Here is a 12,214-nt window from a genome sequence, read left to right as displayed (position 1 = left end):
ATTGGAGACAAACATGTGGAAGCAAATCAACGCGGCACGAGACGTCTTCCGACGTCACCTGCGCGCTATCCTTGCGACTGCCGCTCTGGTTCTGGCGATCCCGATGCCCGGCCATGCTGCGGTCGAGTACGAAAAGATCTGCTCGGTCTACGGTGCCAACTTCTTCTACATACCGGGTACTGACACCTGCGTGAACGCGGGGCAGACGGTGCAGAGCCAGTTCGATCTCGCACGCCAGATTACCCGTGCAGCGACGGGAACGGCCATGGCGACTTCGCTCGTCAATCCGTTCCTGCCCGACGGGACCAACTATGCGATCTCGACGCACTGGGCCGTCTTCGACGGGCAGCATGCCGCCGGTGTGGTCGGAATGATCAGGATCCAGGGAAACCTGTCACTGACCATGGGCATCGCGTTCGGTCTCGATCGCGGCAGCTTGACGTCCACGTCCAACCGGACCGCGACGGAGTTAGGCGTGGCGCTTCCGGCGCAGTCGTGGAGCGACGTGCGCGCCCTTGGACGCGTGGGGCTCCAGTATTCCTGGTAGCCGGCGCCGAACACGAAGGCGCCGCCCGGACGATCTTCACGACGTCCGGGCGGTGCAAATGCTGTGAGCGCAGGGAAGGGCGGCTAGCCGATTTCGAGATAATCCGGGCCGGGCAATGTCGGGAAGGGCGGGGTCGGCAGCGTCTGGTACCAGAACGCGACCGAGGCGATGTCGTCCTGCAATGGAAGATACTTCGCCTCCTTGACGCCCGGCAGCCAGCCCAGTGCCTGGATCGTCACGCGCAGATCGGAGCGGAAGCGCACGGGATCGGGGATGTGCCAGCGGTACAGGCCGAAGCGTTGCTGTGACTTGTAGACGCCATCGGGACGGATCACCTGCGGCAGGCCGGCATAGGGCGTGGTGAATTCCTGGTAGCGTGATTGCCCCTGGCCGGCATGCGCGACATAGGGATCGAAATTATAGGCGCCGCAGAAATAATCCTCGGTGCCGGTGCCGCAGATGGTCGGGAATGCACCGTCGCCGTCGATGAAGAACTTGATCTCGCCTTCGCCCCACCAGCCGTTGTTGTTGACGCCCCAGGCCATATAGGTGCCGACATAATGGCCCGCACCGCTGACGCCATCGAGGATGGTGTAGACCTCCTTGTACGGCAGCGGATTGGTATGCCGGAACTGCGCATGGAAATAGGCGCAGTCCTCGGGCACCTCAGTGAGCGTGTAGTTGATCTGGTAGTAGACGGTGAGCTGCTCCTCGCTGCGGTTCTCCAGCGTGAAGCGCGCGCGCGTGCGGAACGGCATTTCCCAGTAGCAGTTGAACGCGCGGCCGGGATTGACGCAGACCGCGAGCGAGGACACCTGCGCGAACTCCTCCCATCCGCAGGCGAAGAAATCGCCGGCCGGGCATTCCACGCTTGGCAGCATTTGGTCGTCCCAGTAGACGCGCAGGATCGAGTGACGAAGCCGCCCGCGCGCCAGCGTCATCCAGATCTGCTGGATCGCGCCCTGGCCCTGGATGTCGCCGAGCGTAAAGGTCGCGCCGGGCTCGATGACCACATAGGGCGAGATCTTCCAGCCCTGGCCGAGATCGCGGGCCTGGCGTGCGGCGGGGCCGTCGACGGACATGCCGCCCTTGCCCTTCTCGCCGGTGAAATTCTCGGGGCTGATCGAGCGCGTCTGCGCATTCGACAGGCGCGACAGATTGCCGAGATGCAGGCCCAATCCGGAAAACGCCATGCTGTCCTCTATCCCTGGAGTTAGCGACACCTCGATATATCGCCGTCGAATCTACCAAAAGATGAAGACCGCGCACGCAGGGTGCGCCTACTTCAGGCGACGCGGTACTCCCTGAACTTCTCGCGCAGCGCGGATTTGAGCACCTTGCCGGTGCCGGTCATCGGAAATTCGTCCAGGAATTCGACCGCATCCGGCATCCACCAGCTCGCGATCTTCGGGCGCATGTGGTCGAGCAAGGTCTTGCCGTCGACGGTCGCGCCCTTCTTGCGGACGACGAGGAGCAGCGGACGCTCCTGCCATTTCTCGTGGTTGATCGCGACCACCGCGGCTTGCAGCACGTCGGGGTGGGACAAGGCGACGTCCTCGAGCTGGATCGAGGAGATCCATTCGCCGCCGGACTTGATCACATCCTTGGAGCGATCGGTCAGCGTGACGTGGCCTTGGCTGTCGATCACCGCCATGTCGCCGGTGATCAGCCAGCCATCACGGTCGAGGCCTTCGTCGAGCTTCATATAGCCCGAGGCGACCCATGGCCCACGCGCGCGCAGATGGCCGACGGTCTTGCCGTCGCGCGGCAGCTCGTTGCCGCCGTCGTCGACGATGCGCAAGGCTGTGCCGAAGCAGGCGCGGCCCGACACCTGGCGCCGGTCGAATTTCTCCTTGTCGCCGAGATGCTCGGAGCCGGGCCGCAAGCCCGGCATCGAGCAGCCCAGGGCCTCGGTCATGCCCCAGGCCTGGACGTAGTCGATGTCATAGTCGCGCTTGAGCTTCTCGACCATCGCGCGCGGCGGCGCCGAGCCGGACGACAGCGTCGCGCGCAGCGTCGAGAATTTATTGCCGGTGCGACCCAGCCAATCGAGCAGGATCAGCCAGAAGCTCGGCACGCCCGCCGACAGCGTCACCTTCTCGCCTTCGAGCAGTTCATAGAGTTTGTCGGGCTCATAGTTGCGGCCGGGTAGCACCAGCTTCGATCCCGTGTAAGGCGCGGTGAATGGCATGTTCCAGCCGTTGCCGTGGAAGAGCGGTGCCATCGGCATCATGACTTCGCGCACGCCTTCGAGATGTCCCGGCAGGAAGTCGAAATTGCAGCAGGTCATGGTCTGCAGGATGGCGGCGCGGTGCGAGTAGATCACGCCCTTGGGGTTGCCCGTCGTGCCCGACGTGTAACAGATGGTCGATGCGGATTTTTCGTCGAACTCCGGCCAGGCGAAACCGGCGTCGTTCTCGCTGGCGAGGAGATCCTCATAGCAATGCACGTTCGCAAGCTTGGTCTCCGGCATCCGCTCGCGCGAGGACATCACGACATAGGCCTCGATCGTCTTCAGCTGCGGCGCGATCGCCTCGACCAGCGGCAGCGTGGCGCGGTCGATGAACAGCAGCCGGTCCTCGGCGTGGTTGATGATGTAGACGAGCTGCTCGGGGAACAGCCGCGGATTGATGGTGTGCAGCACGTAGCCCATGCCCGGCGCGGCATAGAACATCTCGAAATGCCGGTGCGTATTCCAGGCCAGGGTGCCGACGCGGTCGCCTTGCTTCATGCCGAGCCGCTTCAGCGCCAGCGCCATGCGCTTGATGCGCGGATGGGCGTCGGCGTAGGTGTAGCGATGGATGTCGCCCTCGATCTCGCGCGCGACGATCTCGGCTTCGCCGTGATAGTCCGCGGCATACTGGATCAGGCCGCTGATCAGGAGCGGCATATCCATCATCAATCCCTGCATGGTCTCCTCCGCAGCCACGTCGTTGCGTGGCATATGTTGTGATTTGCGCGTKAGGTTAGCGGAACGTCACGGGACGTTCACGCAAAAAGCGAGGGACGCGATTGCATGCGTCACTTTTTCGGGGCTAACTGATCCGAAGCAGCGTCCGCCGTGGAGGAAATCGATGTCAGCGGAAAGACACAAGACCGGTGCAGCCGGCGAATCTACGGTCGATATTTCCGCACTCCGCGCGCGCTATCGCGACGAGCGCGACCGGCGTTTGCGCGCCGAGGGCAAGGCGCAATATGTCGAGGTCGCAGGCGATTTCGGCCGCTATCTCGACGATCCCTGGGCCGATCCCGGATTTGCGCGCGCAGCTGTCAGCGAGGAGACTGAAGTTCTCATCGTCGGCGGCGGCTTCGGCGGCCTGCTCTGTGGCGCGCGTCTGCGCGAGGCCGGCATCGAGGATTTTCGTATCGTGGAAAAGGCCGCCGATTTCGGCGGCACTTGGTACTGGAATCGTTATCCCGGTGCGGCCTGCGATACCGAGAGCTACATCTATCTGCCGCTGCTGGAAGAGACCGGTTACATGCCGGTGCGCAAATATGCGCGGGCGCCTGAGATCTACGAACACTCCCGCCGCATCGGCCGTCACTTCGGCCTCTACGAGCGCGCGCTGTTTCAGACGATCATCTCGCGGATGGAATGGCAGGAGCAGGAGGGACGCTGGCTGGTCGAGACCGATCGTGGCGATCGTATCGGTGCACGCTACGTCATCCTGGCCGGTGGCCCGCTGAGCCGTCCGAAGCTGCCTGGCATTCCCGGCATCGAGACCTTTAGGGGACACAGCTTCCACACCAGCCGCTGGGACTATGGCTACACCGGCGGCGCGGCCGAAGGCGGTCTCACCGGTCTCGCCGACAAGCGCGTCGGCATCATCGGGACTGGCGCCACCGCCGTGCAATGCGTGCCGCATCTCGGCCGATCGGCGAAAGAGCTCTATGTCTTCCAGCGCACGCCATCGGCGATCGGCGTGCGCGACGACCGTCCGACGGACGCAAGCTGGGCGCAGAGCCTCGAGCCCGGCTGGCAGCGCGAGCGGATGGACAATTTCACTGCGGTCATCTCCGGCGAGCCGTTCGAACGGGACCTGGTGCAGGACGGCTGGACCGGCCTGCTTGGCGAGATCCTGCTTGCGCCGCGCCGTCAGCCGCAGCCGGTGACCTCGCTCGAAGAGGCGCTGAAGGTCATCGAGCAGGCCGACTACCGCAAGATGGAAGAGATCCGCGCGCGCGTCGATACCGTCGTGAAGGACGAAGCCGCCGCGGCGGCTCTCAAGCCCTGGTACAAGGCGTTCTGCAAGCGGCCATGCTTCCACGACGAATATCTCGACACCTTCAATCGTCCCAACGTGCATCTGGTCGACACCAAAGGGCAGGGCGTCGAGAGGATCACCGAGAACGCCGTCGTGGTTGACGGCAAGGCCTATGAGCTCGACTGCCTGATCTATGCCAGCGGCTTCGAGGTCGGCACCGATTACGCCCGCCGCATGGGCTTCGAGGTTTACGGCCGTGACGGCGTGAGCCTGTCCGAGCGATGGCGCGATGGCGTCAAGACGCTGCATGGCTTTTACAGCCGCGGCTTCCCGAATTGCTTCCTGATCGTCACGGTGCAGGCCGGTCAGAGCGCCAATTTTCCGCATATCATCGACGAGCAGTCGCAGCACATCGCCTATGTCATTGCGGAGGCGCGYAAGCGCAAAGCGCGGACGCTGGAGCCGACGCTCGCTGCCGAGAACGCCTGGGTCGAGGAGGTCGTCAAAGCCGCGCTCGGCCGCCAGACCTATTTGGCCGAATGCACGCCGGGCTATTACAACAACGAGGGCGTGTTCGATCCGATCGCGGCACGAAACAGCCAGTACTGGCGCGGGCCGGTGGCGTTCCTGCGGCTGCTCAACAAATGGCGCAAGGAAGGCAATCTGGATGGCCTGGAATTGACTGAGGGGACCGAGGCGGGCGGCTCTCAGGTTCCGGATTCAACGGCATGATCCCGGGTCTATCAGGCGCGACGCGGCTCTACGCCATTGTCGGCGATCCCATCGCGCAGGTGCGCTCGCCGGCAGGCGTGACAGCCGCCTTCGCTGCGCGCGGCCATGACGGCATTCTCGTTCCGGTTCAGGTCGCGCCAGCGGATTTGCCGGATTTCCTCTCGGTGGCAACGCGGCTGAAGAACCTCGACGGCATCGTCGTGACTATCCCGCACAAATTTGCCTGCTATCAGGCCTGCGCCAGTGCGACCGAGCGCGCACATTTCCTGCGTACCGCGAACCTGATGCGCCGACGCGCCGACCGCTCATGGCATGGCGACATGGTGGACGGCCTCGGCTTCGTCGGTGCGGCGCGGGCGAAGGGGATCGATCCCCGGGGCATGCGGGCGCTGCTCGTCGGCGCCGGCGGCGCAGGATCGGCGATCGCGCTTGCGCTGGTCGAGGCCGGCGTGAGCGATCTCGCGATTCACGACAGCGAGCCCGAGCGCCGCGACGCACTGATCGGCCGGCTCAACGGGCTCGGCAGAACGCCCGTGCAGGTCGGCACCGGGGATCCCGCGGGCTTCGATTTCGTCGCCAATGCGACACCCGCCGGGATGAAGGAGGGCGATCCGCTGCCGGTCGATGTCGCGCGGCTTGCGCCGACGGCCTATTGCGGCTGCGTCATCACAAAGCCCGAAGTCTCGCCCTTCGTCGCTGCCGCCCGCAGGATCGGCTGCGTGACCGGGACCGGTACGGACATGTACGAGCAGCACCAGGGCATCATGGTGGATTTCCTGCTCGGCCGCGACGGCGAAGGGTAGGCGGCTGCCCCGGTGTCAAGGCACAGGTTGCGCCGGATGGGGCTTGAGCGATCAGGGCCGACGTAGGATCATGGGCTCGCGCGAGCCAGTCGCGCACGTTTATGTGAGAGGACCAGGGAATGACCAAGGGCAGGACCGTTGCGACGGCCATGATCGGCGCTGCAGCGCTGCTTCTCTCGCTGGCGCCCATGTCCCTGATATCCATGGCCGAGGCCGCGCAATGCGGCAGCTCGCCGGCGGGCTTTGAGGCCTGGAAGCGCGAGTTCAGCGCGGAGGCGCAGGGCAAGGGCGTCGGCCAGACCGCGCTCTCGGCGCTGATGCAGACCAATTACGCCGGTGCCACGATTGCGGCCGACCGCGGCCAGCGCAGCTTCTCGCTGACGCTCGACCAGTTCCTCGCCAAGCGCGGCGCCACCACCATCGTCGCCAAGGGGCGGCAGCTCAAGCAGTCGCAGGCCGCCTTGTTCGCCACGATCCAGCAGCGCTACGGCGTCCCGCCCGGGCCGCTGATCGCGATCTGGGGCATGGAGACCGGTTTCGGCAGCCAGCGTGGCAACCAGAACATGCTGTCGTCGATCGCGACCCTTGCCTATGACTGCCGCCGTCCCGAATTCTTCACCGACCAGCTCTATGCCGCCCTCAAGCTGATCGACCGCGGCACGCTGTCGGGGGCGACCCGCGGCTCCATGCACGGCGAGGTCGGCCAGACCCAGTTCATGCCCAAGAACATCCTGGCCTATGGCACCGGCAATCTCGAGGTTGCCGCCAATGCGCTGAACTCGACGGCGAATTTCCTGAAAGCTCATGGCTGGCGCGCAGGAGCCGGTTACCAGCCGGGCGAACCGAATTTTGCCGCTATCGAGGCTTGGAATGCTGCCGGCGTCTATCAGAAGGCAATCGCCCTGATGGGACGGCAGATCGACGAGGGAGGCGGGGCGGCCGCGTTGCGTTGAGGCCGCATGAAGGCTCGGCCGCGCACGAGAAAGTTCTTGCGTTGAGGAACTGACGGCACGAGGTTTGCTTTGATCGGGGGCAGGGCTGGCATGAGGAGACTCAATATGGCTACCCAGATCGTGATGGACCAGACGGGCGACACGCGCCACGAGTTTGATCCTGACAATGCCGAAGCGCTGGCGCGAGCCGAACGGCGCTTTCGTGAGCTGACCGGAGCGGGCTTCACCGCCGCCTATCGTACCGGACCCGGTGAAGTTACCCGCATCAAGTCATTCGATCCGACCGCGCACGAAACGCTGTTCTATCCCCGCCTGGTCGGCGGTTGATCTGAGCTGCTCATGATCGCGGCAATTTGGCTCCGTGCGCCGGCGCGTGCGCGTCTGCATGCGCTGCGCGAGCTCTATCGGCGCTTCTTCGGCGAGAACACGCCGGATGCCCGCGGCCGCCGGCTTTTGGCCGAATGGCTGTCGCCGGCGCAGCGCGCGCAATTCGAGCAGCATCGGTATTTCGATGTCATCGGCTGCGATACCGGCAAAAGGTACCGCATCCACTACGGCACGGCCGCCAATGTCCATGAGATCGACGATGAGGGGCGTGCGGCGATGGGATGGTGCTTCGTCCCGTCAGGCTTTCTCGTGCCCGGCGACGTGATGCTGGCGCAGAAGGTCGCGCTCGAGACTGACGAGAACGCGGCAATCGCGCTCGCCAACCGGTTTCCGCCGGCCACGCACTCGGAGCACTTTTACCGGCGCCCGTTCTAGCGGCCGGAGGGCGTACAGATCAGGAGTGCGTGGTGCGGTAGGCATCCAAAGCATGTGCCGCGAAGACAGCGACGCTGCAAAGCGCGAGCACGGCTGAGATCAGCTCGATCATAGCTCATCCTCCCGTAGCGGCTGGGAGACGAGATTTTGGCAGCAGGCATAATCCAGGATGAGGTCGAGGAAGAATTGCATGGTGGCCGTCCCTGTATGATTTTGACAACCAGATAACCGGCAATCTGTTTCAGGCGTGTTTCGTCGTTTTGGGAAACGGGTTTCGCGGGGAACCCGGGGCTGGTTTGTGCACCGCAGACCCGCTACATCCCGCTCTGCTCAGTCCTTCAGCCGCGCCTTTCCGGCTGGCGGCAAGTCATATTGCGAGGCAAAATCATGGCGCAGGTCGAGTGGTTCGACGATCTCACCATCGGAATGCGGTTCAAATCCCCCGAGGTGCAAGTCACCGAAGCCGACATCAAGCGCTTTGCAGCCGAGTTCGATCCGCAGCCGATGCATCTCGACCACGAGGCCGCCAAGCAGACCTTGTTCAACGGCCTGGCTGCATCAGGATGGCACACCGCCGCGATCGCCATGAACCTCGCGATCCAGGCCCGCCCGTTCGGCCCGCATCCGCTGATCGGCGCGGGCGTCGACGGTCTGCGCTGGACCATGCCGGTACGGCCCAATGACCGCCTGCATCTGGTTGGCGAGGTCATGAGCCTGACGCCGTCGAAGTCGAAGCCGCAGGGCATCGCGCTGGTGAAATGGACCATGTTCAACCAGAACGGCGAGGAGGTTTACACCTTCACCCCGATCGCCATCATCCCCAGGCGGGTGTAGGACCGGCGACGTTCAGCATTGGCCCGGATCAGCCTCCTCGAGCCCTTGCGGGCCGCAGGCCGAGGTGGTCATCTCCGCGTGGGGAACGCTGGAGGCTGACATGAGACGATTCCTTCTTGCCGCTTTGCTGAGCGCGGGCGCCCTGGGCGCAGCCGTCTCGAGCCCAGGGCCAGCGTTTGCGCAGCAATCCAGGGTCGGTGACTGGACCATCGAGAAGCGCGCGCAGGACACGCATTGCAATGCGAGCCGCGGCTACAAGGACAAGGAAGACGAGAACCGCAACTACGTCATCGTGATCACCTATTCCGAGAAAGCCATCGTGATCGTGATGATCTATGACGGCTGGGAGTGGGACAAGGTCGGCGAGATCCTCCGGGCCGACGTCGGTACCGATGACGCCGACATCATGAAGAAGGCGAAGTGGGAGGTCATGGACAAGACCACCGTGCGCGGCATCTTCGAATACGACCAGACGATCATGGACCGGCTGTCGAAGGCCAGGCGTCTCTCGCTCGATTTCGAGGACGATGACGAGGACAGCATCGAGATGCAGATCCCGCGCGCCGGCGAGGCGCTGGCCGCGCTGAAGTTCTGCGAGGAGAACCGGAAATAAAGTGCTGCGCCGCGCACAGCGCGGGCGATCGAGCAAGCAAGCAGCGCGAGGGCGCGTGACTCACAGCACACAGCCCGCGCGCTGTTCGCTTTTATCCTAGTCTTTGGCGAAAACGTCCAAGCCGCACCCTGCGGTTGACGTTACGCAAGGACGATGTTCGATATTCTAGCATCTCGCTGCACTGCTTTTTCCACGCCGAAGGCGACGATCGACCGCTCCGTCGGCTCTGCCAATTTCCAATGCGCAAGCTCCCTTCGTCACCGGGGCCGCACGCCGATCGCATCGTCCTTCCGATGACGATCCTCCAGGCAAACCGGTTCTCGTCTCTCGTCGGCGAGATCTACGATGCGGCGGTCGATCCTGCGCTGCGCAGCGGCGCGCTGGAACAGGTTTCCCATTTCGTCGGCGGGTGTGCCGCGACCATCCTGTCCCGCGATGCGGCAAGGCTCTCGATCGAGATTCACCAGCATTTTGGCACCGAATCCCGCTTCCGCCAGCTCTACCGCGACAGATATGTCGAGCAGGATCCTCTGCTCGATCGTCATCTCGCTTTTGCGGCCGGGCACGCCATCGGCGTGACCGATATCATGCCGCACGCGGACTTCGTGGCCACGAGCTTCTATCGCGAGTGGGTCGAGCCGCAGGGCGCGATCGACCTCGCGACCGTCGCGCTCGAGAGATCGGACGCGCGTACCACGGTCTTGCAGGTGTTACGCCATCGATCCCGCGGAACCGTCGACGAGGCGATGCGCGAACGCATGCGGCTGCTCGCACCCCACATCCAGCGTTCCAGGATCATGGGCCGGCAGATCAGGGCGCGCTCGCATACCGTGGACGACCTTGCCGATGTGCTCGACGGCCTGAGCACGGCGATCTGCCTGCTCGATGCGGATGGCCGGGTCGTCCACGCCAACGCGGCGTGCCGGCAGCTGTTCGTCGATGCAAACCTGCTCGCGATGGTCGGCGACCGGATCGTGGCGCGTAACACCCAGACCGACAAGTTATTCCGCGGCCTGTTCGAAGTTGTTGCGGATAGCGAAGCTCAGCCGGCCGGTCGCCGCCGCATCGAGCTCGCGACGTCGGCGGACGGTCAGCACTATCTCGTTCATGTCCTTCCGTTGAAGCGGGAGTGCAGCCTGCCGCGAGACGTCGCGGCCACGGTGCTCCTCGTACAGAAGGCCGCGATGGTGCCATCGCTCGTGCCCGACGCCATTGCTGCGGCCTTCAGGCTGACGCGGTCCGAATTGCGCGTGCTGATGGCCATTGTCGAGGTCGGCGGCGTTCCCGATATCGCGGCAAAGCTCGGCATTGCCGAGACCACGGTGAAGACGCATCTCGGTCGCCTGTTCGAGAAGACCGGTGCCGGCAGGCAGGCAGATCTCGTGAAGATCGCCGCCGGCTTCACCGCGCCGTTTGTACAGCGAACGAGCCGCGACGACGACACCATGTGATTCATTTGACGGCGCGAGCCGCGCGGCGATGCAATCTCAATCCATTGTGATGAGCAGGATCATCAGGTCCTCCGAACGTACGACGCGCGTCATTTGATACTTTCGTATATGGCGCCTCTTGAATGAGAAGGGCAGCGTGCGCCACGGAACAATGCGCGCCGGCACCGGACGCGGGAGACGACAGCGCGTGAGCGAGCCTGCCTGTCGGTTGGAGAAATTGCAGTGAGCGGCAAGGACGAATTTTCCATTCTCAATGTTTCGACGGACCACATTCCCGAAGACGAGCGTGTGCCGCTGCTGCGCGAATTCTATTGCCGCGGCGTGCTCAAGGCGGAGGTCGAGCCGACGGACGAAAAGCCGTTCGCCGCGAGCCTCACATCCCATGGCTTGCCGGACGTCCAGCTGGTGATCGGCGGGCTGGTCGGAGCTCGGGTCATCCGTACCAAACAACTGGTCGTCGACGGCAACGACAGCCTTGGCCTGATGATCAACCGATCCGGCATCGTCGAAGTATCTGCGCGAGGACGAGATCTGAGGCTTCATCCCGGTGACGCGGTTCTGACGAGCGCGGAGGACGCGACGATCTACGAACGCCTCTCGCTTGGAAATTGTCTGTCGCTGCGCGTACCGCGGCGGGTGCTGGCGCCCATGATCGTGGACATCGACGACACCGTGATGCGAATCATTCCGGAGCGCGCCGCCGGACTTCGCCTGCTGGTCGACTACGCGACCTCTCTGGTGCGCGAGCGCGCGTTCGCGGTGCCCGCATTGCGCCAGCTCGCTGTTGCACATCTCCATGATCTGATGGCGCGTGTTCTCGGCGCGACGGATGAGGTTCACGAGCTGGCCGGGCGCCGAGGCGTCAGGGCCGCGCGGCTGCGGAAGGTGAAGTCCTTCATCGTCAACAATTGCTGGCATCAGGACCTCGCGGTCGCGACCGTGGCGCAGGAATTCGGCGTGACCACACGTTATCTCCAGCGGCTGTTCGAAGCCGACGGCAAGACGTTCTCGTCCTTCCTGACCGGGCAGCGCCTCAAACGCGCGCATCGCATGCTGCGCGAGCCTGACTTCGCCGGGCGGCCGGTGAGCTCGATCGCCTACGACGTGGGCTTCGGCGATCTCTCTTATTTCAATCGTTGTTTCCGCCGGGCCTATGGCGCGACGCCCAGCGGCGTCAGGAGCGGCGAAGCGCCGTGACCGCGCGGTGCGCGGCTCGTGCGACCAGGCGGGTGCCTATCGCAGTGCGCCGCATTCGGCTGACTACGTCTTCTGGCGCGCGGAGTAGAACGATGACGCTGTGTTTCGGACGGCGCC

Annotated in this window: 12 protein-coding genes; 10 read left to right on the top strand and 2 right to left on the bottom strand. The window is 64.2% G+C overall.

All coding sequences use genetic code 11. The features are described from left to right. Positions 1 to 13 precede the first annotated feature (13 nt). Positions 14 to 547, top strand: coding sequence for a porin (locus AC1DW2_RS18540; RefSeq protein ID WP_477006861.1), 534 nt, complete (start codon positions 14 to 16; stop codon positions 545 to 547). Positions 548 to 630: 83 nt separating this feature from the next. On the opposite strand, the gene AC1DW2_RS18535 is transcribed toward AC1DW2_RS18540, so the two are convergent. Next, on the bottom strand, positions 631 to 1,740 hold the full coding sequence (locus AC1DW2_RS18535; RefSeq protein WP_477006860.1) for a glycoside hydrolase family 172 protein: 1,110 nt from the start codon (positions 1,738 to 1,740) through the stop codon (positions 631 to 633). 92 nt (positions 1,741 to 1,832) lie between these two features. Then, positions 1,833 to 3,458, bottom strand: coding sequence for a long-chain fatty acid--CoA ligase (locus tag AC1DW2_RS18530; RefSeq protein ID WP_477006859.1), 1,626 nt, complete (start codon positions 3,456 to 3,458; stop codon positions 1,833 to 1,835). Positions 3,459 to 3,621: 163 nt separating this feature from the next. Here AC1DW2_RS18530 and AC1DW2_RS18525 point away from each other — a divergent pair, with 163 nt between their 5' ends. From AC1DW2_RS18525 to AC1DW2_RS18485, 9 genes are all read left to right on the top strand, one after another. Continuing rightward, the gene (locus AC1DW2_RS18525; protein ID WP_477006858.1) at positions 3,622 to 5,484 is read left to right on the top strand and encodes a flavin-containing monooxygenase; all 1,863 of its coding nucleotides are present in this window, start codon (positions 3,622 to 3,624) and stop codon (positions 5,482 to 5,484) included. Beyond that, the gene (locus AC1DW2_RS18520; RefSeq protein WP_477006857.1) at positions 5,481 to 6,287 is read left to right on the top strand and encodes a shikimate dehydrogenase family protein; all 807 of its coding nucleotides are present in this window, start codon (positions 5,481 to 5,483) and stop codon (positions 6,285 to 6,287) included. Before AC1DW2_RS18525 ends, AC1DW2_RS18520 begins: the two co-directional genes overlap by 4 nt. A 119-nt stretch (positions 6,288 to 6,406) precedes the next feature. Then, positions 6,407 to 7,240: a lytic murein transglycosylase gene (locus AC1DW2_RS18515; protein ID WP_477006856.1), complete on the top strand. Its 834-nt coding sequence runs from the start codon at positions 6,407 to 6,409 to the stop codon at positions 7,238 to 7,240. A gap of 105 nt (positions 7,241 to 7,345) precedes the next feature. Then, on the top strand, positions 7,346 to 7,567 hold the full coding sequence (locus tag AC1DW2_RS18510; RefSeq protein ID WP_028146622.1) for a hypothetical protein: 222 nt from the start codon (positions 7,346 to 7,348) through the stop codon (positions 7,565 to 7,567). A 12-nt stretch (positions 7,568 to 7,579) separates the two neighbouring features. Continuing rightward, positions 7,580 to 8,002, top strand: a complete 423-nt coding sequence (locus AC1DW2_RS18505; protein ID WP_063983909.1) for a hypothetical protein — start codon at positions 7,580 to 7,582, stop codon at positions 8,000 to 8,002. Positions 8,003 to 8,389: 387 nt separating this feature from the next. Beyond that, positions 8,390 to 8,836, top strand: a complete 447-nt coding sequence (locus tag AC1DW2_RS18500; protein ID WP_135214392.1) for a MaoC family dehydratase — start codon at positions 8,390 to 8,392, stop codon at positions 8,834 to 8,836. A 100-nt stretch (positions 8,837 to 8,936) separates the two neighbouring features. Continuing rightward, positions 8,937 to 9,449 carry a hypothetical protein gene (locus AC1DW2_RS18495; protein ID WP_135214391.1) on the top strand — a complete coding sequence of 171 codons (513 nt, stop codon included), beginning with the start codon at positions 8,937 to 8,939 and terminating at the stop codon, positions 9,447 to 9,449. Positions 9,450 to 9,742: 293 nt separating this feature from the next. After that, a complete protein-coding gene (locus AC1DW2_RS18490; RefSeq protein WP_135214431.1) occupies positions 9,743 to 10,900 on the top strand; it encodes a helix-turn-helix transcriptional regulator in 1,158 nt (385 codons plus the stop codon). Positions 10,901 to 11,122: 222 nt separating this feature from the next. Next, positions 11,123 to 12,097, top strand: a complete 975-nt coding sequence (locus tag AC1DW2_RS18485; RefSeq protein WP_477006855.1) for a helix-turn-helix transcriptional regulator — start codon at positions 11,123 to 11,125, stop codon at positions 12,095 to 12,097. The last annotated feature ends 117 nt before the right edge of the window (positions 12,098 to 12,214 follow it).

The organism is Bradyrhizobium sp. P3_C3 (assembly GCF_056402655.1).
Note: the sequence above shows the minus strand (reverse complement) of the source record. Positions and strands in the feature narration are given on the sequence as shown.

Coding starts and splice junctions, on each gene's coding strand:
- AC1DW2_RS18500 (WP_135214392.1), top strand. CDS start 8,390: ATGGCGCAGGTCGAGTGGTTCGACGATCTCACCATCGGAATGCGGTTC.
- AC1DW2_RS18530 (WP_477006859.1), bottom strand. CDS start 3,458: ATGCAGGGATTGATGATGGATATGCCGCTCCTGATCAGCGGCCTGATC.
- AC1DW2_RS18540 (WP_477006861.1), top strand. CDS start 14: ATGTGGAAGCAAATCAACGCGGCACGAGACGTCTTCCGACGTCACCTG.
- AC1DW2_RS18495 (WP_135214391.1), top strand. CDS start 8,937: ATGAGACGATTCCTTCTTGCCGCTTTGCTGAGCGCGGGCGCCCTGGGC.
- AC1DW2_RS18490 (WP_135214431.1), top strand. CDS start 9,743: ATGACGATCCTCCAGGCAAACCGGTTCTCGTCTCTCGTCGGCGAGATC.
- AC1DW2_RS18515 (WP_477006856.1), top strand. CDS start 6,407: ATGACCAAGGGCAGGACCGTTGCGACGGCCATGATCGGCGCTGCAGCG.
- AC1DW2_RS18535 (WP_477006860.1), bottom strand. CDS start 1,740: ATGGCGTTTTCCGGATTGGGCCTGCATCTCGGCAATCTGTCGCGCCTG.
- AC1DW2_RS18520 (WP_477006857.1), top strand. CDS start 5,481: ATGATCCCGGGTCTATCAGGCGCGACGCGGCTCTACGCCATTGTCGGC.
- AC1DW2_RS18510 (WP_028146622.1), top strand. CDS start 7,346: ATGGCTACCCAGATCGTGATGGACCAGACGGGCGACACGCGCCACGAG.
- AC1DW2_RS18505 (WP_063983909.1), top strand. CDS start 7,580: ATGATCGCGGCAATTTGGCTCCGTGCGCCGGCGCGTGCGCGTCTGCAT.